The following is a 24,696-nucleotide window of genomic DNA, read 5'->3' as shown; positions in this document are numbered from 1 at the left end:
CGTACCTTACGGCGTTGGATCCTTGCTGTTGTGCAGCGCACCTCCGTCTCCCGCCGGTCTTGCGCGCCTTTTCATCCTCATTCTCTCTGACCACGCTTTCGCATGAGCGACCATCCACAGGCCCCGGAAACGCACGTCGAAGACCTTCCGGAAGCGACTATCTTGTTTGCGGGCGATTCGGGCGACGGAATGCAGTTGACCGGCTCGCAATTCACGCTGGCCACGGCCTACGCCATGAACGACCTGGCCACGCTCCCCGATTTCCCGGCGGAGATTCGCGCTCCGGCGGGGACCACCTACGGAGTCAGCGGCTTTCAGCTTCACTTCGGCTCGGTCCATATCCGCACCCCCGGCGACGAGGTGGACCTGCTCGTGGCGATGAACCCCGCCGCGCTCAAGGTCAACCTTCGGCGGGTGCGCCGCGGCGGCGCGATCATCGTCAACGTCGATGCTTTCGAGGAGAAGAACCTGAAGCTGGCCGGCTATGAAAGCAACCCGCTCGAAGACGGCTCGCTCAAAGGCTATCACGTGATCCCGATCGAGTTGACGAAGCTCACGCGTGAGGCGCTCAAGGACAGCGGCCTCAACCAGAAAGAGATCGACCGCTCGAAGAACATGTTCGCGCTCGGGCTGGCGTTGTGGCTTTATTCACGTCCCATCGAGCCGGCCATCGAATGGCTGAGCAGAAAGTTTGCGAAGAAGCCCGCCGTGCGCGAGGCCAACCTTCAGGTGCTCAAGAAGGGCTACCATTACGGCGAGACGACGGAGCAGTTTGCCGTGCGTTATCAGGTGCCTCCGGCGAAACTCAAGCCCGGCACCTACCGCGCCATCCGGGGGGCGGAGGCGCTGGCGCTCGGCCTGCTCGCCGCCGGCCAGAAGAGCGGCCTGCCCCTCTTCTACGGCTCGTATCCGATCACGCCCGCCTCGGACCTGCTCCACGAACTGAGCCGCCTCAAAAACTTCGGCGTGATGACGTTTCAGGCCGAAGACGAGATCGCGGCGGTGGGCGCAGCCATCGGGGCAAGCTTCGGCGGGAACCTCGGCATCACCGGCACCAGCGGCCCGGGGGTGGCGCTCAAGACCGAAGCCATCGGCCTGGCGCTGATGCTCGAACTGCCCCTCGTGGTGGTCAACATGCAGCGCGGCGGCCCCTCCACCGGCCTCCCGACGAAGACCGAACAGAGCGACCTGCTCCAGGCCATGTACGGTCGCAACGGCGATGCCCCGCTGCCCATCGTGGCCGCCTCCACGCCGGGCGACTGCTTCGAAGCGGCCTATGAAGCCTGCCGGATCGCCGCCACGCACATGACGCCGGTGATTCTCCTGGCCGACGGCTACCTCGCCAACGGCGCCGAACCCTGGCTCATCCCCGACCTCGACCGGCTCATCCCGTTCCGGCCGCCCTTCGTCGCCCGCCCCAACCACGAGGGCAACGGCCATGAAGCGTTCCTCCCGTACGCCCGCGACCCGGAGACGCTGGCGCGCCCCTGGGCCAAACCGGGCACGCCGAACCTCGAACACCGCATCGGCGGTCTCGAAAAACAGCATGAGACCGGCAACGTCTCGTACGACCCGGACAACCACCAGCTCATGACCCGGCTCCGCGCCGAAAAGGTCGAACGCGTGGCCCGTGAATTCCCGCCGACGGAGATCAACGGCGATCCCGAAGGCGACCTCCTCGTCATCGGATGGGGGTCGACGCGCGGCTCCATCGAAGCCGCCGTGGAATCGGCCCGGAAACGCGGACAAAAGGTGAGCAGCCTCCACGTGCGTTATCTCAACCCGCTGCCGCCCGACCTCGGCGAAATTTTCAGCCGCTTCGAGCGCCTGCTCGTGCCCGAGCTCAACAACGGACAGTTCGTCCGCATCCTCCGCGACCGCTTCCTGTTGCCGTTCGTTCCGCTCAACAAGGTCCAGGGGCTCCCCTTCAAAACGAGCGAGATCACCGCCAAAATCGACGAAATGCTCACCTGAGGCGAGAAGCGTGTCCCCCACGTTTCCTCCCGCGTATTCCGATCCCATGGCCAACCAGAACCCGAAAGACCCGAAGCCCAAAGGCGTCAAGCCCGCCATGCCGCCCGGCGCCAAACCCGCCGGACCGAAAGGCGTCAAGCCCGCCATGCCGCCCGGCGCCAAACCCGCCGGACCGAAAGGCGTCAAGCCCGCCATGCCGCCCGGCGTCAAGCCCGCCATGCCGCCCGGCAAGAAACCCGCCATGCCGCCCCCCGGCGGCGGCGACGGCGCCCCCCGCGGCCTGACCCGCCAGGATTTTGCCACGGACCAGGACGTGCGGTGGTGCCCCGGCTGCGGCGACTATGCCATCCTCGCCACGGTGCAGCGCCTCATGCCCGAACTCGGCGTACCGCGTGAAAACGTCGTCTTTATCAGCGGCATCGGGTGCTCCAGCCGCTTCCCGTACTACATGAACACATACGGGATGCACTCCATCCACGGGCGCGCGCCCACCATCGCCACCGGCCTCAAAGCCAGCCGCCCCGACCTCGACGTGTGGATCATCACCGGCGACGGCGACGGGCTCTCCATCGGCGGCAACCACCTGATCCACCTCATGCGCCGGAACGTGGACGTGCAACTCTTGCTTTTCAACAATCAGATCTACGGCCTCACCAAAGGACAATACAGCCCCACCTCCGAGTTTGGGAAAGTCACCAAAAGCTCGCCCTACGGCTCCATCGACTATCCCTTCAATCCCATCAGCCTCGTGCTCGGCGCCGAAGCCACGTTCGTGGCCCGAACGATGGACCGCGATCCGAAACACATGAAGGGCGTCCTCCAACAGGCGCACAATCACAGGGGCGCGTCCTTCGTCGAGATCTATCAGAACTGCAATATTTTCAACGACGGCGCCTTCTTCCAATTCACCGAAAAAGACTCCAAGCCGGACACTACGATTTTCCTCGAACACGGGAAGCCGATGACCTTCAGTAGGGGACGGAAAGGCATCCGACTCAACGGCCTCCAACTCGAAGTCATCGACCTGACGGACGGCGCATGGTCCGTGGACGACTGCCTCGTGCACGATGAGACGAGCCGCGAACAGGCAACCATCCTCGGCCGACTGTTTCAACAACCCGGGCTGCCGCGTCCGTTCGGAGTGTTCTACCGCGAGCTTCGTCCCACCTATGACGAACTCCTTCAGGGGCAGATCGAAAATATCACCCGCCGGAAAGGGCCCGGCGACCTTGAAGCCCTGCTCCGCGCGGCGGAAACCTGGGAGATCCACTGAATCTGTCGCCGTCGGTTCTTGCCGCTTTCCGGAGGAACGGAGCTTCGGTCCTGACGGGCCGCACGTTTCTCAAAGGGGCTGTGCGTTGGAGGGCAGGGCTCCCCGGCCCGGGATGCCTCCGCGCTCACCCGCCGACGGTCAAACCGCCCCGAACGATCCCGTTATGCACCTCCGATCGGGGGTGCATATTTTTTTATGATGCCGGATATTCACATTGTTAATAAGTTGTGAATATCTTATATTAGTGTGTCTGCGATTGGGTCATGTCTTGCGTATGCCACCTGCCGTGTTACTTTGGGGTCCCCCCGAAATCAGGCAGCGTTTTCCCACCAACCCACCAACCTTGCAGTTATGTACAACCGTATCGACCTGGCGATTCGGGCGATGACGGTCGGGGCCGGCCTTGTCGGGCTGATCATGTTCGTCGTCTTCCAGATGCTGTAATCCTCCCTCCCCACCCTACAACCCGCCTCTTCACACGAACCGATCCCACCTGCGTGTGAAAGAAGGCTCCTCGAAACGCACAACCGCCACCACGGGTGTGCGTTTTCTTTTTGGGGTCCCGGGACGCTTTTTGCTTCGGGCGCATGCCCCAAAACCTTCGGCGACGACGGTGGTTTATAGGCACGTCCCGCGCGCAGAGGCCGCGCCCGCACCATTCTATCCGAACGCGCATGGAGGAGTTGATCATCGTAGGCGACCGGGTGCTCATCGCCCCGGACGACGGAGAGCGTCAGACGAAGGCGGGGCTGTACCTGCCTGCCACCGTGACGGATCAGGACCGGGTGCAGAGCGGTCGGGTGGTGCGCGTCGGACCCGGCTACCTCATGCCCAACCCGGAATACGACGAGCGGGAACCGTGGGCCCCGCGCAACGCCGCGCGTTATCTCCCCCTGCAGGCGCAGCCGGGCGATTTCGCCTTCTTTCTCCGCAGCGAAGCCATCGCGCTCACGTACCGGGACGCGCCGTACCTCATCCTCCCGCACAGCGCCATCCTCGCGCTGATCCGCCCGCGCCCCGAAGACGTGCTCGACACCCTCGACCTCGACGACCTGATTGACTGACGCCTGCGCGCGTCTCACCCTTCCGGGCGCGGAGGCTTGCCGCCCCGCCGTCGGTTCGATCCCCGGCGTCGGCTGCGTTTGGGCGCGTTGCGCCGGGCGCCGGCGGGCTTGGCCCCGGTCGCCTGCGTAGACGTTTCTTTTTCACCGACCAGCGCCCGTATCTCCTCCAGCGGTCGGTCTTCCCACGTCCCGTCTTCGTACTGGATCCAGACGAGGTCCTTGAAGATGTCGAGCTTCTGAACCGTGCCGCGTCCGTACGGCGTCACCACCGGCGTGTTGACGCCGGGGAAGGCGGCGAGCGCCTGCATGTACTGCTCCAGTTCATAGTTGAGGCAGCACTTGAGCCGCCCACACTGACCGCTGAGGCGCATCGGGTTGAGGGGAAGGTTCTGCGCCTTGGCCGCCTGCGTGGAGACGGGCTTGAACGACTGGAGCCAGGTGGAACAGCATAGCTCACGCCCGCACGAGCCGATGCCTCCGATGCGAGCCGCCTCGTCGCGTGCGCCGATCTGCCGGAGTTCGACCCGTGTGCGGAACCGCTTGGCCAGATCGCGCACGAGCGCGCGAAAATCCACCCGGTGGTCTGCGGTGAAATAGAAGGTGACCTTCTTGTGATCGAACTGCCACTCGACGTCGACGAGCTTCATCGGCAGGTTCATCCGGTCGATGGCGCGCCGCCCCACGAGGAACGTCTCCGTCTCTTTCTCCTTGTTCGCCTCCCACCGCTCGATGTCGTCGAGCGTGGCGGGCCGCACGATGTTCGGGCACAGGGTCTGCTCATCGAGCCCTTTCGACTTGAGCCGGAGCCGCACGAGTTCGCCCACCATGTGCACCGTCCCGAAATCGATGCCCCGGTCGGCTTCCACGATGACGAAATCACCCGTGTGAAGTTCGAGGCCGTGGACGTTTCGATAGAACCCTTTCCGTCCCCCTTTGAACACGACCTCGACGATCTCGTAGACGACGGGCGCGCCGCCGATGCCGAGATCGGTCAGCCAGTCATAGACGTGCAAGGCCGGACATCCACGTTCTCCGCTGCTTCCGCAGCCACCGCTTCCGCAGCCACCGCTTCCGCAGCCGCCGCTTCCGCAGCCGCCGCTTCCGCAACTACCTGATCCACAAGCCATAATCTATATCCGAACATCGTGTGCGATGAGAAAAATGCGCGGTGGAAGACCCGAAGCCCATGCGCCTTCCTTCCGACGGATCGCTTCTTATAAGCCCGCGCACGTCGCAGGTTCGTCAGGCTGCCCACACCGCCGGGTCCGTCTCCGCAAGCGGGGTATAGAGGCGTCCGCTGTGCGGCCCGCGCATGGCCCGTCCGAGCGCCTGCGCCAGGGCCGTCATGGTCAGCGGCACGTGCACGTTGCGCTCGACCAGTTCGATGGCCTCTTCTACGAGGCGGACCATCGCCTCCAGGTCGGCAGCCGGCACGTTTGTGCAGAACCGCGCGATGGTCTCCCGCTGATCCACGTTGACGAGCGGCGCCTCGTCCCCCATCGCGCGATAGAGCACGAGGTCGCGCATCCAGCGCAGCATCAGCCCGAGCACCCCCTTGACCTGCTCCCGTCCCATGCGCCCCATCCGTTCGATGAGGTCGGCCAGTTTGTCCACGTTCTGCGTATAGGCCTGCCGGAAAAAGTCGATGACGAAGTTCCGGCTTTCCATGAGCCCTTCGTTCTCGGCGAGGTCGAGCGCGCGCGCATACGAGCCGTCGGCCATGCGGGCGAGCGTGGCGGCAGGCGCCTGCGCCATCGCCTCCCGCGCGATGAGCGCCGCCTCGATATCCTCCGCCCCCAGCGCATCGAAGCGGAAGCGCTGGCACCGCGAGAGGATCGTCGGCGGGAGGAGGTCGGGGCGGCTGGTGGTGAGAATGAAGAGGGTCTGCGGCCCCGGCTCTTCGAGGAGCTTGAGGAAGGCATTCGCGGCCTCGGTGCGGAGGCGGTCGGCGTCGGTCATCACGGCCACCTTGTGCCGCCCTTCGACGGGCCGGAAGCTCATGGCGCGCCGGAGGTCCTCGTTGATGCGGGCCACCGTATAGAGCGCCTGTTTGTTCGATTTCTTCTTCGGATCGTCGAGGAAGGGTCGCCGCACGAAGTCGATGGCGGCGTACGGGTTTTCGCCGAGGCGTTTCAGACGCTCGGCCACGTCTTCGGTCGCCGCATCGCTCGGGTAGGGAAAGAGCACGTGCACGTCCGGATGGAGCATGCGCCGGACCTTCCGGCACGGCGTGCACGCGCCGCAGCCTTCGTCGCCGCCGCGCTCACACTCGAGCGCCTGCGCGAAAGCAAGCGCCACCGCCCGCTTGCCCACACCGTCCGGACCGTAAAAGAGGTAGGCGTGCGCCACACGCCCCCGCGCAATCGCCCCCCGGAGCGCCTCCACCACACGCTTTTGTCCGATGATCGAATCCCACATATGCGTCTGCCGGTCAAACATTCCCCTTTCGGAACCCGGGCGAAAGATAACGATTCCACACGCAAATCAAAGCGCCCGCCTCGCCGGGAACTCCTTCCTTCCGCCCGCCCCGTGATCCGTGAAAAAACCGTAGAAACACCGGCGGCGGCAGGTGGTACATTGCTTTGCCCGCGCGAATGGTTTAGCTTCGGCGGTTCATGATCGGCGCGGTAGCTCAGGAGGTCAGAGCGACGGATTCATAACCCGTAGGTCGGCGGTTCAAGTCCGCCCCGCGCCACCGAAAAGCCTGCCCACGCGGCGGGCTTTTTTTTGTGGATGTTATCCACGTCCGCCCCCTCCTCACGCCGGGCGCTCCTCTCCGGCAAGCGTCTGCCGCACCTCCTCGATCCGCCGGCGGAGCCCCTCGCTCAGTTCGACCGGATACGGCTCGACGGCTTCGAGCGCGTGGAGACGTTCCGGCAGCGCGGCGAGCCCCGCCTCGGCCCGCGCGCGGGCGTCGGCGAGCGAGCGACGACCGGCCTCCGTCCGCACCCCGGAGCGCATGACGCATTCGAGCAACGGCGTCCCGTCGAGCTCTTCGTCCACGCGGGCGATGACGTCGCCTGCGGCGCGCCCGTCTTCGAAACGGCGAAACACCTGTTTTCGCCCCGGGAGGTTCATCTTCCCGGCGGCAAGTTTCATCCGGGGACGTCCCGCATAGCCCGCGAGCTTATAGGCGGAGTCGAGGTAGGGCTGATCTGCCATCGTGCCCATACGTGTGCCCACCCCGAAGCCGTCGATGGGGGCGCCCTGCGCCAGCAGTCGGGCGACGGTGTATTCGTCGAGGCTGCTGCTAGCAAAGATCCGCACCCGTTCGAGCCCGGCGTCGTCGAGGATCTTCCGGGCTTCGCGGGCGAGTGCGGCGAGGTCGCCCGAGTCGAGCCGGATGGCGCGCACGCGGAACGCCTCGCCCATCTCCCGCGCCATACGCGCCACCTTGCGGACGCCTTCGAGCGTGTCGTACGTATCGACGAGGAGCGTCGTCTCCGGATAGCATTCGGCGAAGGCCCGGAAAGCGTCCTCCTCGTGGTCGTGCGCTTCCACATAGCTGTGCGCCATCGTGCCCGTGACCGGCATGCCGAAGACGCGCCCGCCGAGCACGTTCGAGGTCGCCCGCACCCCGGCGATGTGATAGGCGCGCACCGCCTTGAGCGCCGCGTCGCCGCCGTGCATCCGCCGCATGCCGAAGTCCACCACGGCGCGATCCCCGGCGGCCCGCACCACACGCGCCGCCTTCGACGCCACGCCCGTCTGAAACGTCATCTGGTTGAGCGCGAACGTCTCGATGAGTTGCGCCTGCCCGATGGGAGCGACGACTTCGAGGAGCGGCTCGCCGGCAAAAACGGGCGTGCCTTCGGCGACGGCGTACACGTCTCCGGTGAAACGGAAGCCCGCGAGGTATTCGAGAAAATCGTCTCCGAAAAGTCCGAGCGTGCCGAGGTAGTCGAGCGCTTCCGGCGTGAAGCGGAGCGTTTCGAGGTAATGGAGCACGGTGTCGAGCCCGCAGGCGAGAAGGAAATTCCGGTGTTTCAGGCGCCGGACGAACAGGTCGAAGACGGCTTCCTCGTCCATGCCCTCGCGCACATACGCCTGGAGCATGGTCAGTTCATACAGATCGGTGAACAGCGCCGCGTTGTCGTCGTTGACCCAGGTCGTCGCCATGGAAGCCTCCGGTTTCGAGGGGGAAGTCGGTTCATGCGCCGGTCGTCCCGGTTTGCGCGGGCGCGGTTTTCCGGGAACGATCGCGCGGGAGGCCCGGCCACGCTTCGAGCGGGTCCGTGGATCGGACGACGTTCACGCCCGCCCCGGCGAAGCGCTCGAAGGCCGCACGGGCCGCCTCCGTGAAATCCGCGCCGGGCGCGACGATGGGCGAGGTGCAATCTTCGAGGAGATACACCTTTCGCGCGAGCGCTGGATCGCGCAACCCCCGAAGCAGATCCTCGACGGTCCATGCCACGCAGTGGCTTTTGGCCTGCCCCGCGACGACCACCGCGTCGAAGGCTTCGATGAGGCGAGCAAGCGCCTCGTTCGGCTCCGTGAGCCGCTCGCCGTCGGGGCCGGTGTTCACCTCGGGCGCGAGCGCCGAATAGTGCTCCGTCAGCGGGTGCGTGCCCTTCATCACGAACTCCGGCCGGGCATACCGGGCGACGGTGTGAAAGAAGACGGCCTCCTCCACCGCCGGCACGAGCGCATGCCCGATGCCGCCGAGCATGGCATGATACGGCCACACGGTCAGCGCGTATTTCCCACGCTCGGCGAGGCGGCGCACGTAATGTTCGAGGTGTCGCCGGCCGTACTCGGGCGTGATGCCGAGTTCAGGCGCGACGGCGGGATTGAAGCGCCACCGCCCCGCCGTCACGTCCTCGACCGTGATCACGGTGAACGGCTCGGGGTGCCGGCCGGCCTCGTCGACGAAGAAGAGGCTGTGGAAGATCTGCATCGCCCGGTGGGTGTCCATCGTCGCCGTGATGCGCGTGATGCGGTGCAGGTTGCGATAAAGGAACGCGCACAGCCGCCGGTTGTCGTCCACCGCCGCCGTGCCCGTGCTTCCGCCGACGAAGAGCTCGAAGCCGGGGATGCAAAACGTATTCTGCACATCGATGAGCACGAGGGCGATGCGGAAAGCGTCCTCGCTCGCCGGGGGAATGCCGTGCCGCTCGGCCCAGGCGCGCGCCTCGGCGGCCCGCTCCTGATAGGCCACCCGCCACACCGCGCCCACCGCGCCGGGGTCGAAGTGCTCCGGGATCGGTAATGCTTGCGGTTTCATGAGCGTCGAAACGATGGTGAACATATGCCGGGAAACGGTCTCCTCCGGGCGCCGTCGCGGGCCTCGATGCGCACGCAGGCAAACGCTCGGAGGCCGCCGCACACGACCCGGAGATCGGTCTCTCAATGTAAGAACGTACCGAAAAGATGATCCGGCCCGACCCGCCATGCTCCGAAAACGCCCCGTTCAGTTCAGGCGCGGATCGTCCGGGAAGTTGGCGAGGATTGCATAGTCGCCGCCTTTCTTTCGGAGCACCGAGCGCCACAGGCGATCCGGCGCTTCCGAAAAGACGTCTTCGCCGAGCGCTTCGGAGAGGAACCACCCGCCCTGCCGGATCTCCTCGTCGAGTTGTCCGGGCGACCACCCGGCGTATCCGAGGAAGAAGCGGAGGTCTCGCGCGGTGGGCCTTTCGGCTTCGATGAGCGTCTTCATCACTTCGAAATCGCCGCCCCACGCCACCCCGTCGCCGACGCTGACGGCGCCGGGCACGAGGTCTCCGTAGCGGTGGAGGAAGTGGAGCGTGTTCGGCTGCACCGGCCCTCCGAAGAAAAGCGGATCGGCATAGGCGTCGACCCCGTCAAGCACTTCTCCCAGCTGAAGCGAGAGGGGGCGGTTGAGGATCAGGCCAAAGCTGCCCTCGGGATTGTGCTCACACAATAGCACCACCGTCCGCCGGAAGTTCGGGTCGGACAACATCGGCGGCGCAATCAGAAAAACGCCGGGTTCCGGCTTTATGTCGGGCTGCATCATATCCCTTTGTCTGCTTCGGCAGGCCTCGATGTCTTCACGGCCGCTCCCGGCCTTCCCCCCGCTCGCACCTGCGATTTTACGCCCAAATTAAACTATACGCCGGACAAGCCGATCCTTCGGAGGCAACCGGTCTCTTATTTCCCCGAGATCCTCACAAAAGCTTTCGGATGAACCGGACGGGCCTTGACCCTCACCCCGGATGAAGGACAACGTTGACGGATCAGGCAACATTTTGTTCACCGCCTTCATCCTCACAGCCTGTTTAACTGACGATAGAACATGATGCCCAATCCTTCCGCATCGACTCCGTGGTCGGCCGCTCGTCCCGGTCGCCCCCGTTCCTCCGACCACGCGAGCGCCCCTCCGACCCGCCCCACGGAGGCGCCCCCCCTGCTCTCGCTCGACGAGTACGTCTCGATCGTCACCGCCGGACCGCAAGCCATGGCGCGCGCGCTCGGACGGTACGTCAGGCCCCCGGCGACGCTTGCCGCAGAAGCTCCGTCTGCGAGCGCCAACGACGCCGCCACGACCTCGCCCGAGGACGCTCCCGAAACGCCTGCCGAGACGACGTGGAACGACGACGTGGACGGACCCGAAACCGTCGCGTACGAGACGTTCCGAACGGACGTGCCGAACGTCGAGATGCACCGAGACGACCCTGCCGCCGACACGACCGAAGAGACCGCCCGGCACGACCACGCGGACGCATCCCCGGAGGAAATGCTCTGGCACGACGGCCTCCCCGATACGACCGAAGAGACCACCCGGCACGACCACGCAGACGGACCCGAAACCGCCGCGCACGAGATGTCCCGGTCCGACGAACCGAACGCCGGGACGATGTGGCCCACCGCCGCCGAACCGAATGAACCCGCTTCGGACGCACCCGCTTCGGACGAAAAGCCGACCTCCGAGGTAATGCCCACCCTGACCATCCCCATGCCGACCGTGGAGGACGAGTCTTCGACGACGGCTTCCGACAGGAACGAGACGGCTCCGGCAAACGCTCCTTCATCGCCGGAAGAAGACCAGACGAAAAGCAACGGCGCTCGACGCTGGTCGTGGCCCTGGCGTTCATAATCGCGCAGCCGGTTCCCTGGTCGCGCATGAGATCGTTTCACGCGCACCCATGAGAGATGCGGGCCTCCCACGCAAGGGTATGTCGCCGCTCTCACGGGTGCGCGGAAACGTTTGGGGGAGCGGTCGAACGAGGGTCAGGCCTGTTTCTTCTGTGCCCGGCGTTGCAGCGCCCGGTGCGCGCCGCACCACCAGTCGGCGTCACGGGTGATGCTCGTGACGGTGACCCCCTGGAAATGCGGGACGAGCGAGAGGAGCATTTCGGGCGCGTCGTTCCATCGCTCGGCATGGATCAGCGCTTCCAGCCGGTCGGCGGCGGTGCGCGTCCACCGCCACTTCTCACGGAGCGCTTCAGCTTTTTTCCAGTAGTTCCGTTCGTCCCAGGCGTGCGCGCTCTCGTCGATGGTGCGATAGATGTCGCGCAGGTTGAAGACGAGGAACGCCAGCATGTCCCTGGCTTCATCGTCGATGCGCGGGCGTTGTGCGAGCAGACGCAGCACTTCGGCGCACGAGCGCATGTAGGCGTGGCGGCGCTTGGCCGGCGTCGATCCCGTCCTGATGATCCGGCTCATCCCTTCTTCGGTTTACGCGATCCCTACACTCCGCCGGATGCTCTCGCGGCTCCGGCGTCCGCGCCAAGTTAGCGGAGCCGCATTTTCAAGCGCAAACGTCCGGAGAAAAAAAATCGTCATTTGAGCAGGAGCATGGTCCGCGCGAGCGTGCGGCCGGAGGTCTCCAGGCGATAGAGGTACAGCCCGCCGGCCAGCCCTTCGGCATCGAAGACGACCGTGTGACGGCCGGCCGGAAACACCCCGTCCGCCGGCGCCGCCACGAGGCGTCCGAGCGCGTCGTACACGGTGAGGCGCGCCGGACCCGCCGTCGGCAGGTTGAACGCGATGGTCGTCGCCGGATTGAACGGGTTCGGGTAGTTGGCTTCGAGCGTCGCGCGGGCCGGGAGCGTCTCGGCCTCTTCGACGGGCGTCGCCTCCGCGCTCCAGTCCGCCTCGTATCCCACCTTCGTGACGACGACCTCCGGCTCCACGTGCGCCGTCATGAGCGTCACCCGGTCGAACGCGCCTCGGAAGAGCCGGAACGCCGCTCCCGGCTCGATGCTTTCGACCGCGACCGTCCCGTCCTCCGCTTCGAGGACGACCTGCATGCGGAGCCGCGCCCGGAGCGTCGGCAACAGCACGTCCGCGCCGACGGCGTCCGCCGAGAGCACGAAGTCGGCCACATGCTCCCATGCGACGTACTGCACCGACCCGCCCTGCACTTCGGTGGTGTCTTTTTTCGATTTGAAGCTGAACTGTCCGTTGATCACCCGGGAAGGCGGCGCGTGGAGTCCCTGCCGTTCCGGCATCGGATAGCCGTACCGCGCGTCGACGTTGACGTCATTGAGGTAGTTGGCAAGGTGAAAGCCCTCGACGATCTCTGCGAGCGAGAGTCCCTCCGCCCTGAGGACGTCGTCGAGCCCCGCCGAGCCCTTCCGGTCGGCGGGAGTGCGCACCATCGAGCCGGTGGCGAGCGGCCCGACGCGGGCGGCGATGTACGTGAAGAAAAGCCCGCCCCGCTGATAGTCGCGCGCGGCAGGCCCGCCGCCGTCCCGCCATTCGAAGAGCGGCAGGGCATACTCACTGGTGATGCTCAGATAGTCGATGCCGCGCCAGAAATAGCCGTTCATCACCATCGCATACTCGGCCAGTCCTTCGGAGATGAAGGTGAACTTGTCGAACCCGTAATTGAAATGAATGAGGTGGGTGTACTCGTGCGCGGCGATGACCGAGAGCGTGGTGATGTCGCGCGTGCCCTCGTTGGCGTCGAGGTAGAGCACGTCGGCCTGATTGCCCACGCCGGGGGGCGCGTCCGGGTCGAGATCCGCGCCGGAGACGTAGCCGAGCGTGCCCGCATTGCCGATGTCGTAGAGGAGGATGTCGACGAGGCCGTCGCCGTCGTAGTCGGGGGGCGCGCCGAAGACGGCGTGGTCGTTTGCCAGGATGCCCGCGTCGGGGTCGAAGGAGGCCGGGGGCGTCTCTTCGAACATGGCCGAGCGGAGCGCCTCGATCTCACCGTCGGAGACGTGCCCGTTCGCCAGTTCGCCGTTCTCGACCCACAGGTAATAGGCGTCGGTCTTGTCCTTCAGCGTGAAGGTGCGCGCTTCCCAGGTTCCTTCGGAGACGTTGAACGTGCGCGTGTCGCCGATCTCGGGAGGAGAGAGGCTCTTCCGCGCGACGGGCAGCCGCCCCCCGGCGCGCGCCTTCACGAACGCCTGCGCGCCCGAGAACGCCGCCGCGTGATCGACGCCGCAATAGGAGTGCGGGCCGGGGTGCGGGCCGGGCTGCGCCCCCGCCACGGCCACGAGGGTCCACAGAAAAAGCGTCGAGATCCACTTCACGGGAGCAGGGGGTTGGGAGTCGTTCCGTCGCCGGCGCACGCCGACGGCAAGGAGCCGATCATTTGAGCAAGAGCATCGTCCGCGTCAGCTTCCGGGCAGGGGTCTCCAGCGTATAGAAATACAGGCCGCTCGCCTGTCCGGCGGCGTCGAACACGGCGGCGTGCCGACCCGCGGGCATCAGCCCGTCGACGAGCGTGGCCACGTGGCGGCCCAGCACGTCGTACACCGCCAGCCGCACCTCGGCGGCGCGGTCGAGGCCGTACGCGATCGTGGTGACGGGGTTGAAGGGGTTCGGATAGTTCGCCTCGAGCGTCACGCGTGCCGGCAGCTCGTCCGCCGCCTCCACGGGCGTGGCCGTATCCACGAGAAACTCGGCGCGGATGGGGATCGAGGCGTTCGTCAGGTCCGCCCCGTTCGACAGGCCGATATTCCACAGCGGCGTCCACGCGCCGTTCGAGAGCACGATGGCCGACACGTTCTCGACGGTGTACTCGGAAGGCGCGACGACCAGATAGTTCGTGTCCGTGCCCGTCTCCTTGTACCCCACGTGGATCACCGGCGGCAGATCCGAAAGCTCGTTGGCGTGCGCGGAGAGATCCACCTCGAAAAAATTCGTGATGGGACACGGGTCGCTCAGGTCGCACGAGAGGTCGATGGCGAAATAGCCCGTCCCCAGGTTCACGTCGGTCGAGAAGAGTTCGTCGCCGGGGAGGCCGGCGTCGTCGCTCCAGACGGTCACGGCCACGTCGCGGGGAGCGCCGGGGGGCTGCGTCGAGCCGGAGAACTGGTTGTCGAAGAAGGGTGCGATCCACACCTTGTCGAGCGCGACGGCGCCTTCGGGCACGAGGAACCGGTTGGCGAACGCGCCGTCGGCGTCGGCTCCGCTGAAGAACAGTTGTCCGTTGCCGTTGGCGTCGTTCGCATGGATGTTGCCGTCATCGAACTGGAAGGCGACGGTCGTCAGGCCCGCACTCGAGGCCGTCCACGAGGCGGAGTACGAGAAGAGCACCGGCGCGGCGATGTCGCCCAGTTCGATATGCGGCACGATGAGCGTCACGCGCGCGAAGGGGCCGGTGAAGGTGTGCGCTTCGGCCTGCGCCGGCGCCGAGACGACCTCGACCGTGCCGTCGGTGCGTTCGAGCACCACGCGCGGGCGCAGCCACGAACGCAGCGTCCCGATACTCGCCGTGCCGTCGTCGACCGCGTCCACGTTCAGCGTGAAGTCCCCCACATCATCCCATGCCAGGTACCGCACACCGCCCTTGTTCAACGAGAACTGCACCGGAGGCGTCTCATTCGCCGAACGCCCGTCCACCACCGCTGCCGGCGTGGCCCGAATCCCCTGAAGCTTGTCGCGTTGATAGCCGAAACGCGGATCGAGGGAAGGATCGTTCAGATAATTGGCCGTATGAAAATCCGCCACGAGGTCCTTCAATGCGGCCGCACCGAACACATCTTCATAGCCGACCTGATTGCGCCCCGGATCGCGCGTGATCGAGCCGGTCATGAGCACGCCTTTCTGTTCGGCCAGATAGTTATGGAACAGGCTGCCCCGCTGCCGGTCGATGAGGCCGCCCCCGTCATCGAAGTTGAAGAAGGAGCGGTTATGCTCGGCAGGGTCGTTGAGATACGTGATGAAGCGTCCCTGATAGCCGTTCATGTACTCGGCCCACTCGGACTGTGCCTCGTTCACGAAAGAGGATTCGAGGAGGTCGTAGTTGGCGTGGATGAGGTGTTGATACTCGTGCGCCGCCGTGATCTGAACGAAGCTCTGGTCGCGCCCGAAGCGACCGGGATCGGTGATGAGCGGGTCGGTGTCGAGATAGAGGATGTCGGCCTGATTGCCGGTTCCCGGGGGCGCATTCGGGTTGATGTCCGCAGGGGAGAAAAAGCCGAGCACGAAGACGCCGTCCTCGGCGTCCGGCCCCTCGTCCACGTCATAGATGAGCACGTCCGTGATGCCGTCGCCGTCGAAGTTGGGCGGAGCGCCGAAGACCTCGTTGTCGTTGGCGATGATGCCCTGGTCGGGATTAAAGGAGCCTTCGGGGGTGCTCGTCAGGAGCGCATCGTCGAGCGCCGCGATGTCGTCTTCCGGGACCACGCCGAGCTGGCTCGTCTCCACCCACACGTTGGCGATGGCGTTGGCGGCCTGACACTGGAAGTCTTTCGCCACCCACGTCGAGCCGGAGGAGAGCAGGTTCGTAAGCACGTTGAAGCTCTTCGTCTCGCCGATGGTGCACGTCGAGGCGGTGGTTTTGCGGCGGGGGAGCAGCCCGGCGGCTTTGGCCGCATGAAAGGCGCGCAGGGCCTCCTGCCCTTCCGGCGAGGACACGAGGTCATCCGTGATGTGCACCGGTCGCGCCGGTCCCTGCCCGTCGGAAGGGCGGGTGAGGGCCTGTAGAGCGCGTCCCTGCACCGGCGTCTGAGCCAGAGCGGGCGCGCACAAGCAGAGCGTCAGCAGTAGCGAAGCGGCGGCATATTTCATCAATGGACACCTGTGAATGCGTGAGCGGGTGACGATAGCGCCGGGAAGGGAGGAATCCTCCCGGCAGGTCGCGGGCCGAGGCCGCCGTCGTTCCGGAATCTGTGGCAAATCAAAAAAATCTTAGTTCAGAGAAACAGGCACAAATCATTCCCGTTCCCGACGTTCCCCCATTTTACCGGTATCGTCGGGCCGGAGGGATCATTTAGTTTCAGGCACGAAGTTCGCCTCGTCTTTCAAAAGCGCCGCCGCTCGCACGGTTTTCGTGCGCGTGCCGGGGCCGACGTTTCGCACACCTTCGCCCATCCTCTTTTCTCATGAAAGCGATGTCTTTTCTCTTCCGTCTCACGCTTGCCGTTCCGGTTCTCGCGCTGTTTGCCGGATGCGCCGCCACGGCTCCGCCGCCCGGCGAGGTCATCACCGTCGAGGGCAGCGTCAGCCGCCGGGGCAACGTGCCGTTCACGGCCCTCATGCTCGAGACTCCGGAGCACAACCTGTACATCCTCACCTTCGATGAACAGCCCGCGCCGAAGCTCTCGGTGTCGTACCGGTACCGCATCACGGGACGGCTCTACAAAGACGACTGGAACAGTCGGCCTTTCGCGCATCTCCGCGTCATGCGCGTCGAGCGGATCGAGTGAACACCCGCCGCGCCGCCTCCGGCGAGACGATCCGGAGCGCGAGCAACCCGACGAGATACCCGCCGAGCAACAGCGCCTCCGCCCACCAGTGCCGGAGCGCGGGCACGGCGTCCCAGAGGAAGAAGATCGTCGCCGCGAGCGCGCCCATGCCGAGCACCGGACGCCAGGCGTACGGCGTCGGATAGAAGCGCCGCACGATGAAATACAGCATGAGGGCCATGATCGCGTACGAGAGCGTGGTGGCCCAGACGGCGGCGAGCATCCCGTACCGGGGCACCAGCCACAGGTTCAGCCCCACCGCCGCCGCGCTGCCCGCCGCCGTGCAGTGGATGAAATACTTCGTCCGTTTCTCGATGTACGCCCCCGCCGAGAAGTTGTAGTACCACCCCTGAAACACATAGCCGAGCAGGGCGGGCGGCACGATGAACAATCCGAGCCAGTAACTCTCGGCCACCAGCCTTCGCCCGCCCGGAAGCGGAAACGCCACCAGCTCCTGCGCAAAGAACGAGACGCCGAGGAAGACGAACAGGCCCACCGCCGTATAGAGCGTGAAGACGCGGGCGAAGAGCGGGCGGGCGTCGGGGTCGCGGGCGTGCTGAAGGAAGAACGGCTGCCACGCATACCGGAACATCTGCGTCACGAGCATCATGAAGACGGCCAGCTTCAGGCAACCGCTGAAGACCCCCACCACGTAGTCGCCGTAGGCGCCTTCCGGGGCGGCGGCAAGGGCCGCGAGCGTCTCCGGCGACAGGCGGTCGCCATAGAGCGCCAGCACCCGGTGCGGCGGCATGCTTTCGAGGAAGAAGATGTTGACCCGCTCGGTGACGGCATAGCCCAGCCCGCCCGGCACGAACGGCAGCGCGAAACCGAGCATCCGCCGCCACAGGACCCGGTCGAAGCGCAGGCGAAGCGAACCGACGAACGTGGGCGCGAGCAAAAGGAGCGCCGTCGCCGAAGAGACCACGTTGGCGAGGAAGACGGCCTCGATCCCCATGCGCAGGCCAAAGATGAGCCACAGGTTCATCCCCACGTTGACGACGGCGCTCGTAAGCCGTATCGAGGCGAAACGCCAGGGACGGTTCTGCAGGCGCAGTTCGGCGAAAGGCACCACCGCCAGCGTGTCGAGCACGAGGATGAGCGCGGCATAATAGAGCAGAAACAGCCAGTCCGCCTCCAGCCCGACGACCGCTCCCACCGGACGGCGCGCCACGAGCATCGCCGCCGAAAGCATCACCGACGTGCCGAAGAGCGACCCCATCGCCGTGCTGAAGGTCGTCCCCCGCTCCTCCGGCGCTCGGTCCGCCGCAAACTTCATGTACGCCGCCTCCATCCCGTACTGATAGAGCACGTTCAGAAAAATGAACGCGGTATACACTACCGAGACGATGCCGTATTCATCCGGGAGGAAGACGTGCGAATACACCGGGAAGAGCGCATACCCGATCATCCGGCCCACGATGGAGGCGACCCCGTAGACGGCGGTCTCCGAGGCGAGTTGTTTGATCCGGACGAAAAAACTCATGGGATGCGGGGGAGATCGGAGGCGCGGCGTCGTGTGGCTCGGGCGCCCGGCGGGTCACATGCGTTCGGGGGCGGAGATGCCCAGCACCGTCAGGCCGTTGCGGAGGACGTGCCGCGCCGCCTGCGCCAGGTGCATCCGCGCCGTCGCCAGCGCCCGCTCCTCACCGATGATGCGGCAATGCCCGTAAAACTGCGTAAAGGCGACGGCCACCTCGCGGAGGTAGTTCGCCACGCGATGCGGCTCTTTCGCCGCGGCCGCCCGACGGAGCACCTCCGGCAGTTCGAAGAGCGTCTTCATCAGGCCCGTCTCGGCCTCGTGCCGGAGCAGGCTCAGGTCCGGCGTCTCCCCGAACGTGAAGCCCACCTCCTCCGCCTTCCGCAGGATCGAACAGATGCGGGCGTGGGCGTACTGAAGATAAAACACCGGGTTCTTCTCGCTCGCCTCCTTCGCCAGGTCGAGGTCGAACTCGAGGTGCGTGTGGGGCGAGCGCATGAGGAAGAAAAAGCGCGTCACGTCCTCGCCCACCTCGTCCATGAGCTCGTCGAGCGTGACGTACGTGGCCTTCCGGGTAGACATCTTCACCGGCGCGCCGCCGCGCACGAGCGTCACGAACTGATAGAGGATCACCTCCACCCGGTCCGCATCGTATCCGAGCAGGCGCACGGCCGCCAGCACGTCCGGATACGTGGCGATGTGGTCCGCCCCGAAGACGTCGATCATCCGGTCGAAGCCGCGTTCGAACTTGTCGACGTGGTACGCGATGTCGGGCAGGCGATACGTCGGCTCGCCGCTCGATTTGATGAGCACGGTGTCCTGATCCTTGCCGAGCGCGGTCGTTTTGAACCACACCGCGCCGTCTTTCTCATACACGTACCCTTTCTCCCGGAGCGCCTCGACGACCGCCCACACCTTGCCGTTCTCGTAGAGCGTGTGTTCGTTGAAAAAGGTGTCCATCTCGATGCCGAGGCGCCGGAGCGTGGCCGCGATGTCGGCGAAGATGACCTCCTCGGCGGCTTTTTTGAACGGCTCCACGTCCTCCTCCGAGAGGGAAGCGCCGTGCTCGGCATAGAGCGCCTCGGCGATGGCGATGATGTAGTCGCCGAGGTAGCCGTCGTCCGGGAACGACTCGGGGACCTCCACGAAGTCGTCCTCGCCGCGTTTGATCCGCTTCACGGGCAGGTCGGGATCGACGAGGGCCCGGTAGCGGGCGCGCACGCTCTCGCCGAGGACGCGCATCTGCCGCCCGGCATCGTTGAAATAGTATTCGCGCGTGACGGCCCATCCCGTCCATTCGAGCAGGTTGGCGACGGTGTCTCCGAGGACGGCGTTGCGCCCGTGACCCACCGTGAGCGGCCCCGTCGGATTGGCGCTGACGAACTCGACGAGCGCGCGGCGGCCGCGCCCCTCATCGGTCTTTCCGTAGTCTTCTCCGGCGGCCAGGAGGTCGGCGAGGCGGTCGGTGAGGTAGGTTCCGGCGAAGCGGAAGTTGAGAAAGCCCGGCCCGGCCACCTCCACGGCGGCCACGCGCCCGGGATCCACGCGCTCGGTCAGACGCGCGGCGATCTCCTCGGCGATCTGACGCGGGGCGCGGCGGAAATGCCGCGCCAGCCGAAGCGCAACGTTCGTGGCGAGGTCGCCGTGCTCGGGGTTGTTCGGCTTCTCGAACGCGATGGCGAAGTCGTCCGGCACACCGCCCATGTCGGCGAGTACGGCGCGGAGGTGCTCTTCGAGGTACGCTTCCATCGATGCGCGGGCGTTTGGTTTCACAGGACGGGGCGCGCGTGCGAAACCGGGCCGGACGCGACGCTTCCCGAAGCGGGATGCGCAAGATACTCCCTTCTTGGCAAAGACGAGCCCGCCGCCATCGCTCGCCCGACGAATTCCGTGAAAAATCCGGGGCTCCCCGCGCTCGCCGTCTTTCGGGGCGGTTGCGCCTCCAAACGTTACGTGCCCCTGACGGTCAGCCCGTCCAGGAGCACCGTCGGCATACCGACCGAGACGGGGACGCTTTGCCCGTCCTTCTCGCACACGCCGCGCGCGGTGTCGAGGCGGAAGTCGTTCCCGACGGCGGCGATGCCCGCGAGCGCGCCCGTCGCCGCCCCTTCGAGCCGCACGTCGGCGACGGGGTGGGTGAGCCGTCCCCGCTCGATGCGCCGGCCTTCGATCACTTCGAACGAGAAGCGGTCTTCTCCGGGCCGCACGACGCCGCTGCCGGCGGTCCGCACGTAGAGCCCGTCCCGGACGCCGGCGATGAGTTCCTCGGGCGAAGCCTCGCCGGGAGCCAGCGTCAGGTTCGTCATGCGGGGCGCGGGGGCGTGGCGGTAATCTTGCCGGCGGGCGTTGCCCGTGCGCGGAAGGCCGAGGCGTTCCGCGTGCCGTCGGTCGGTGAGAAAGCTCCGGAGCACGCCGGCTTCGACGAGCGTCGTCCGCGCCGTGGGCGTGCCTTCGTCGTCGAAGGGTGCGGAGCCGCGCCCGCCCGTCCGCGCGGCGTCGTCGGCGAGCGTGACGCACGAAGCCGCCACGGTCTCGCCGAGGCGTCCGCCCCACGGCGAGGCGCCCGCCGCCACGAGGTCGGCTTCGAGGAGATGCCCGGCGGCTTCGTGAAGCCAGACGCCTCCCCATCCGCCCGCCAGCACCACCGGCATCGCGCCGTGCGCGAGGGACCGCGCATCGAGGAGCCTCCGCGCCCGCTCGACGGCCTCACGCGCCGTCGCCTCCGCCGGATGCGCAAAGAAATGCCCGAAGCCGTACGCGCCGCCGGTCACGGCAAAGGCCCTCACGCTTCGTCCCGCCGCGGCCATCGTCACCTCCACCCGAAGGCCGAGAAGCATCGTCGCCGTCGCCGAGGCATGGCCTTCCGAAGCGCAGACGACCGTGCGCCGCGTCCGGTCGTGGTAGGCCGCCGAGACGCTCACCACCCGGTCGTCGAGGGCGAAAGCCGCTTCGAGGGCGGCTTCGAGGAGGGCCGCCTTTTCCGAGACGGCGACGACGTCGGGCGCGTCGGGCGGCAGGTCCGGCAGATCCGGCATCTCGCACGGGACGCATTCCGCGCGCGCCGCACCCGGCTTCAGGCGCGCGGCGGCGGCTTCGGCCATCGCGCGCCACGCCGCCGGCTCGCCCGTCTCCGTCGACGCATACCCGAACGCCGCGCCACGCGCCACGCGCAACCCCGTCCCGGCCACGAGATCCGCCGCGACGACCGGCTTCCCGAAACGCACGCGCCCGCCCGAGGCTGTTCCCCGCATCGAAAGGCGATGATGCACGGTGCGCTCGGCGAAGAGGTCCGCCCACGCGCCGCCGGTGCGAAGGGCGCGGCGAAAGAGCGCGGGCGCGATTTCGAGCAGACGCGCGGCTTCGGCCCGGAAAAGGGCGTCAGTATCCGTAGATGGAGAAATCATCGCGCCGCATGTGAAGCGTCAGGGCGATGGCAAACATAGCCGTGTTCGCCAGCAGCGCGGAGCCGCCGTACGAGAGGAAAGGCAGCGGGATGCCGATCACCGGGAGCAAGCCCGTCGCCATCCCGACGTTGATGAAGATGTGGATGAGATAGATGCCGACCGCCCCCGAGGCCACCATCACACCGAAAGGATGCTTGATCTGCGTGCCGAGCACGACGAGGCGGATGAGAAACAGCGCGAAGAGGGTCAGCACGACCATCGCCCCGATGAAGCCCCACTCCTCCCCGATGACGCTGAAAATGAAGTCGGTCGATTGCTCCGGCACGTACGCGCCCTGCGTCTGCGTGCCCTCCATGAACCCCTTGCCCAGCAATCCGCCCGACCCGATGGCAGCCTTCGACTGCACGAGGTGAAACCCGACGTTGTCCCGGAATTCCTTCGCTTCCGGGTTCGTGAACGAGAGGATGCGCGCCACCTGATAGGGTTGCAAAACTTTCGTCAGCGCCAGCGACACGGCGGCGACGGTTCCGCCGGTGAACAGCGCCGCGAGCGCCGTCACGTACCGCTCGCGCATCTGCCAGTGCATGCCCAGGGTGAAGAGCACCGCGAAGGCGATCGCGGCGGGCCAGTAGACGATGGCGAGATAGGCCGCGAGGGCCGGAGAGGTCATGAGCACGAGCGTGTGAAGCGGCAACCCACTCCAGTACAGCAAGATCGGCATGAGGCCGAAAAAGACGAGCGCCGTCCCCATGTCGTTCTGAAGCACGATGAGCGCGGCGGGCAGCGCGACGAGCGCCACCGCAAACAGGGCATACCGCACGTTGTGCGTCTGCGTCCGCCGCGACGAGAGCAGTTGCGCCACGGCCAGCACCGTCCCCACCTTTGCCAGCTCCGAGACCTGAAGTCCGATAGGCCCGAGGTACAACCACGACTTCGCCCCGTTGACCTCGCGCCCGGCCACGAGCGCCGCCACCAGCAAAAGCACCGTCAGCGCATAGATCGGGTAGGCGGCTTTCTGATAAAACGGGACGGGCAACAAAAGCGCCACGACGATGCCGAAAAGGCTGATCCCGGCCCACACCATCTGACGCTCGAAGTTCTTCTGCACGCTCTCGAGCAAAAACTCCGAGGCCGGGCCGTGCGTGGTGCTATAGATCGCCGTAAGCCCGACCGCAACGAGGGCCATCCAGAGAAAAAGCGCGACGTAATCCAGATTTCGATACCAGGTGCGCATGAAACGCCCGAGCGATGGGTGGGGGGGTCCCCTGTCCGAGACACGAGCCGGGGCGAACGACCCATACAGCGACCAAACCCCGACGCCGCTTCTAACGCGGACGCCGGGGCTTGTTCCATGTTTTCGGGATTTCCGGAGCGGGGGTGCGCCGCCTCAGCGGAGCAACACCATCTGCCGGGTCACGCTCGCGCCGCCAACCGTGAGGCGGTAGAAATACACGCCGGTCGCCACGGCCTGGCCGTTCTGGTCGCGGCCCTGCCACGTCACCGTGTATGCGCCCGCCGGACGCGCCCCCTGCGCGAGGTCCGCCACCTTCTGCCCGAGCACGTTGTACACGCTCAGCGAGACGATGCCCGGCTCCCGAAGCTCGAACGGGATGACCGTCTCGGGATTGAAGGGGTTGGGGTAATTCTGCCGAAGCGCGAACCGATCCGGCAGAGTTTCCGCCCCCGCCTCTTCGATGCCGGTGACGACCGCCGTGACGGTGACGCGGATGACGGCGTCCGTGGGAGGATACGTGAAGCCGTCATCGACCAGGCGCACGACGCCGCCCTCGTCCTCGCCCGTGTTCGGCCCGGACTGGCGCGGCGCCTGATTCGCGCCTTCGCCCGGCTCCTCGTTGACCTCCGTGCCCGCATCCCACAGCATGAACCGGTCCGTCATGTCGCCGTCGACGGGGTTGCCCGCCTCATCCCACAGCGCGATGCCGTTTTCGTCGGGCGCATAGAAGAGGTCGTTCGACTGCACGAACATCGTCGCGAGCGAGAGGCTTGTGCCGGGAGCGGCGTCGAAGGTGAACTCGTACGCGCCGCCGGGTCCGATGGCGGCGGGGTCGTTCATGCCCACGGGCGTCGTGAAGGCCCCGCTCTCATAGCCCGCCTTACCCGCGAGCCAGCCCGCGAGCGCGCCGGGGTCGCCGTCCTCGGCCACCGCTTCGAGCCCGTCGCCGCGATCCGCCTCGCCGTCGGTGAAGAGCGGCGCATTGCCGGCGTGCACCACCCACGGCCCCGGCGCGAGCGGCACGGCGAGCATCTGCCCCGTCGAGGTGACGAGCGTGCCTTCTTCGGACACGTTCTCGACGCGCACCGTGAACGGCATCGTCGGCAAGGGTGTGACGGTGATGCGAACGATCTCGTTCACCGCCGGATACGTGAAGCCGTCGTCGACCAGGCGCACGACGCCGCCCTCGTCCTCGCCCGTGTTCGGCCCGGACTGGCGCGGCGCCTGGTCCCTGCCAAAGCCGGGTTTCTCATTGACTTCCGTGCCCGCATCCCACAGCATGAATTGATCGGTCACGTCGCCGTCGAGGGGATTGCCCGCCTCATCCCACAGCGCGATGCCCATCTCGTCGGGGGCGACGAAGAGGTCGTTCGATTGCACGAACATCGTCGCGAGCGAGAGGCTCGATCCGGGCATGGCGGCGACGGTGAAGGTATACGCGCCGCCGGGGGTGAGCGGTCCGGGGGCCTCGGCGCCGTCGGGCACGAGGAAAGCGGCGCCGGTCGCCGCGGGGTCGAGAGCCAGCGCGTGCGCCAGCGCGCCGGGGTCGCCGTCCTCGGCCACCGCTGCGAGCCCGTCGCCGCGATCCGCCTCGCCGTCGGTGTCGAGCGGCGCAGTGCCGGCGTGCGCCACCCCCGGCCCCGGCGCGAGCGGCACGGCGCGCAG

Annotated in this window: 18 protein-coding genes and 1 tRNA gene; 6 read left to right on the top strand and 13 right to left on the bottom strand. The window is 66.5% G+C overall.

The window, feature by feature from the left end:
• The first annotated feature begins 102 nt into the window (after positions 1-102).
• From AC1HIY_RS01050 to AC1HIY_RS01040, 3 genes are all read left to right on the top strand, one after another.
• The gene (locus AC1HIY_RS01050) at positions 103-1,974 is read left to right on the top strand and encodes a 2-oxoacid:acceptor oxidoreductase subunit alpha (RefSeq protein WP_479574844.1); all 1,872 of its coding nucleotides are present in this window, start codon (positions 103-105) and stop codon (positions 1,972-1,974) included.
• Positions 1,975-2,215: 241 nt separating this feature from the next.
• A complete protein-coding gene (locus tag AC1HIY_RS01045; RefSeq protein ID WP_479574868.1) occupies positions 2,216-3,247 on the top strand; it encodes a 2-oxoacid:ferredoxin oxidoreductase subunit beta in 1,032 nt (343 codons plus the stop codon).
• Between the two features lie 674 nt (positions 3,248-3,921).
• On the top strand, positions 3,922-4,311 hold the full coding sequence (locus AC1HIY_RS01040) for a co-chaperone GroES (protein ID WP_479574843.1): 390 nt from the start codon (positions 3,922-3,924) through the stop codon (positions 4,309-4,311).
• 14 nt (positions 4,312-4,325) lie between these two features.
• Here AC1HIY_RS01040 and AC1HIY_RS01035 read toward each other — a convergent pair whose 3' ends face one another.
• Together AC1HIY_RS01035 and AC1HIY_RS01030 are read right to left on the bottom strand one after the other, a co-directional pair.
• Positions 4,326-5,324, bottom strand: a complete 999-nt coding sequence (locus AC1HIY_RS01035) for a PSP1 domain-containing protein (protein ID WP_479574842.1) — start codon at positions 5,322-5,324, stop codon at positions 4,326-4,328.
• A 229-nt stretch (positions 5,325-5,553) separates the two neighbouring features.
• The gene (locus tag AC1HIY_RS01030; RefSeq protein ID WP_479574841.1) at positions 5,554-6,729 is read right to left on the bottom strand and encodes a DNA polymerase III subunit; all 1,176 of its coding nucleotides are present in this window, start codon (positions 6,727-6,729) and stop codon (positions 5,554-5,556) included.
• 203 nt (positions 6,730-6,932) lie between these two features.
• Between AC1HIY_RS01030 and AC1HIY_RS01025 the strand changes: the two genes are divergently transcribed.
• Positions 6,933-7,006, top strand: a tRNA-Met gene (locus AC1HIY_RS01025).
• Between the two features lie 62 nt (positions 7,007-7,068).
• Here the strand turns inward: AC1HIY_RS01025 and AC1HIY_RS01020 are convergent.
• From AC1HIY_RS01020 to AC1HIY_RS01010, 3 genes are all read right to left on the bottom strand, one after another.
• Positions 7,069-8,430, bottom strand: coding sequence for a nicotinate phosphoribosyltransferase (locus AC1HIY_RS01020; protein ID WP_479574840.1), 1,362 nt, complete (start codon positions 8,428-8,430; stop codon positions 7,069-7,071).
• 31 nt (positions 8,431-8,461) lie between these two features.
• On the bottom strand, positions 8,462-9,535 hold the full coding sequence (locus AC1HIY_RS01015; RefSeq protein ID WP_479574839.1) for a cysteine hydrolase family protein: 1,074 nt from the start codon (positions 9,533-9,535) through the stop codon (positions 8,462-8,464).
• Positions 9,536-9,721: 186 nt separating this feature from the next.
• On the bottom strand, positions 9,722-10,285 hold the full coding sequence (locus tag AC1HIY_RS01010; RefSeq protein ID WP_479574838.1) for a YqgE/AlgH family protein: 564 nt from the start codon (positions 10,283-10,285) through the stop codon (positions 9,722-9,724).
• A 282-nt stretch (positions 10,286-10,567) separates the two neighbouring features.
• Here AC1HIY_RS01010 and AC1HIY_RS01005 point away from each other — a divergent pair, with 282 nt between their 5' ends.
• Positions 10,568-11,365 (top strand): hypothetical protein, encoded by a 798-nt coding sequence (locus tag AC1HIY_RS01005; RefSeq protein WP_479574837.1) that lies wholly within the window; start codon positions 10,568-10,570, stop codon positions 11,363-11,365.
• A 134-nt stretch (positions 11,366-11,499) separates the two neighbouring features.
• On the opposite strand, the gene AC1HIY_RS01000 is transcribed toward AC1HIY_RS01005, so the two are convergent.
• The 3 genes from AC1HIY_RS01000 to AC1HIY_RS00990 form a co-directional block, all read right to left on the bottom strand.
• A complete protein-coding gene (locus AC1HIY_RS01000; protein ID WP_479574836.1) occupies positions 11,500-11,934 on the bottom strand; it encodes a hypothetical protein in 435 nt (144 codons plus the stop codon).
• A gap of 116 nt (positions 11,935-12,050) precedes the next feature.
• On the bottom strand, positions 12,051-13,754 hold the full coding sequence (locus AC1HIY_RS00995; protein WP_479574835.1) for a T9SS type A sorting domain-containing protein: 1,704 nt from the start codon (positions 13,752-13,754) through the stop codon (positions 12,051-12,053).
• 58 nt (positions 13,755-13,812) lie between these two features.
• Positions 13,813-16,239 (bottom strand): T9SS type A sorting domain-containing protein, encoded by a 2,427-nt coding sequence (locus tag AC1HIY_RS00990; protein WP_479574834.1) that lies wholly within the window; start codon positions 16,237-16,239, stop codon positions 13,813-13,815.
• A 314-nt stretch (positions 16,240-16,553) separates the two neighbouring features.
• Here AC1HIY_RS00990 and AC1HIY_RS00985 point away from each other — a divergent pair, with 314 nt between their 5' ends.
• A complete protein-coding gene (locus tag AC1HIY_RS00985) occupies positions 16,554-16,877 on the top strand; it encodes a hypothetical protein (RefSeq protein ID WP_479574833.1) in 324 nt (107 codons plus the stop codon).
• Here the strand turns inward: AC1HIY_RS00985 and AC1HIY_RS00980 are convergent.
• The 5 genes from AC1HIY_RS00980 to AC1HIY_RS00960 form a co-directional block, all read right to left on the bottom strand.
• The gene (locus tag AC1HIY_RS00980) at positions 16,852-18,399 is read right to left on the bottom strand and encodes a lipopolysaccharide biosynthesis protein (RefSeq protein ID WP_479574832.1); all 1,548 of its coding nucleotides are present in this window, start codon (positions 18,397-18,399) and stop codon (positions 16,852-16,854) included. The genes AC1HIY_RS00985 and AC1HIY_RS00980 overlap by 26 nt on opposite strands.
• A gap of 54 nt (positions 18,400-18,453) precedes the next feature.
• A complete protein-coding gene (gene argS / locus AC1HIY_RS00975) occupies positions 18,454-20,142 on the bottom strand; it encodes an arginine--tRNA ligase (RefSeq protein ID WP_479574831.1) in 1,689 nt (562 codons plus the stop codon).
• A gap of 200 nt (positions 20,143-20,342) precedes the next feature.
• Entirely contained in the window at positions 20,343-21,797 is a 1,455-nt protein-coding gene (locus AC1HIY_RS00970) for a TldD/PmbA family protein (RefSeq protein ID WP_479574830.1), read from the bottom strand.
• The gene (gene rodA / locus AC1HIY_RS00965) at positions 21,772-23,031 is read right to left on the bottom strand and encodes a rod shape-determining protein RodA (protein ID WP_479574829.1); all 1,260 of its coding nucleotides are present in this window, start codon (positions 23,029-23,031) and stop codon (positions 21,772-21,774) included. The genes AC1HIY_RS00970 and rodA overlap by 26 nt, the downstream gene beginning before the upstream one ends.
• A gap of 153 nt (positions 23,032-23,184) precedes the next feature.
• Positions 23,185-24,696, bottom strand: a 1,512-nt coding sequence (locus AC1HIY_RS00960) for a spondin domain-containing protein (RefSeq protein WP_479574828.1), incomplete at its 5' end; no start/stop codon positions are given.

Source organism: Rhodocaloribacter sp. (assembly GCF_056451265.1).
Note: the sequence above shows the minus strand (reverse complement) of the source record. Positions and strands in the feature narration are given on the sequence as shown.

What these genes read in the sequence shown, in the direction of transcription:
- argS (WP_479574831.1), bottom strand. Translation starts at nt 20,142, where the DNA reads ATGGAAGCGTACCTCGAAGAGCACCTCCGCGCCGTACTCGCCGACATG.
- AC1HIY_RS00980 (WP_479574832.1), bottom strand. Translation starts at nt 18,399, where the DNA reads ATGAGTTTTTTCGTCCGGATCAAACAACTCGCCTCGGAGACCGCCGTC.
- AC1HIY_RS01000 (WP_479574836.1), bottom strand. Translation starts at nt 11,934, where the DNA reads ATGAGCCGGATCATCAGGACGGGATCGACGCCGGCCAAGCGCCGCCAC.
- AC1HIY_RS00990 (WP_479574834.1), bottom strand. Translation starts at nt 16,239, where the DNA reads ATGAAATATGCCGCCGCTTCGCTACTGCTGACGCTCTGCTTGTGCGCG.
- AC1HIY_RS00970 (WP_479574830.1), bottom strand. Translation starts at nt 21,797, where the DNA reads ATGATTTCTCCATCTACGGATACTGACGCCCTTTTCCGGGCCGAAGCC.
- AC1HIY_RS01050 (WP_479574844.1), top strand. Translation starts at nt 103, where the DNA reads ATGAGCGACCATCCACAGGCCCCGGAAACGCACGTCGAAGACCTTCCG.
- AC1HIY_RS01005 (WP_479574837.1), top strand. Translation starts at nt 10,568, where the DNA reads ATGCCCAATCCTTCCGCATCGACTCCGTGGTCGGCCGCTCGTCCCGGT.
- AC1HIY_RS01040 (WP_479574843.1), top strand. Translation starts at nt 3,922, where the DNA reads ATGGAGGAGTTGATCATCGTAGGCGACCGGGTGCTCATCGCCCCGGAC.
- rodA (WP_479574829.1), bottom strand. Translation starts at nt 23,031, where the DNA reads ATGCGCACCTGGTATCGAAATCTGGATTACGTCGCGCTTTTTCTCTGG.
- AC1HIY_RS01020 (WP_479574840.1), bottom strand. Translation starts at nt 8,430, where the DNA reads ATGGCGACGACCTGGGTCAACGACGACAACGCGGCGCTGTTCACCGAT.
- AC1HIY_RS01010 (WP_479574838.1), bottom strand. Translation starts at nt 10,285, where the DNA reads ATGATGCAGCCCGACATAAAGCCGGAACCCGGCGTTTTTCTGATTGCG.
- AC1HIY_RS01015 (WP_479574839.1), bottom strand. Translation starts at nt 9,535, where the DNA reads ATGAAACCGCAAGCATTACCGATCCCGGAGCACTTCGACCCCGGCGCG.
- AC1HIY_RS00985 (WP_479574833.1), top strand. Translation starts at nt 16,554, where the DNA reads ATGAAAGCGATGTCTTTTCTCTTCCGTCTCACGCTTGCCGTTCCGGTT.
- AC1HIY_RS01030 (WP_479574841.1), bottom strand. Translation starts at nt 6,729, where the DNA reads ATGTGGGATTCGATCATCGGACAAAAGCGTGTGGTGGAGGCGCTCCGG.
- AC1HIY_RS01045 (WP_479574868.1), top strand. Translation starts at nt 2,216, where the DNA reads ATGCCGCCCCCCGGCGGCGGCGACGGCGCCCCCCGCGGCCTGACCCGC.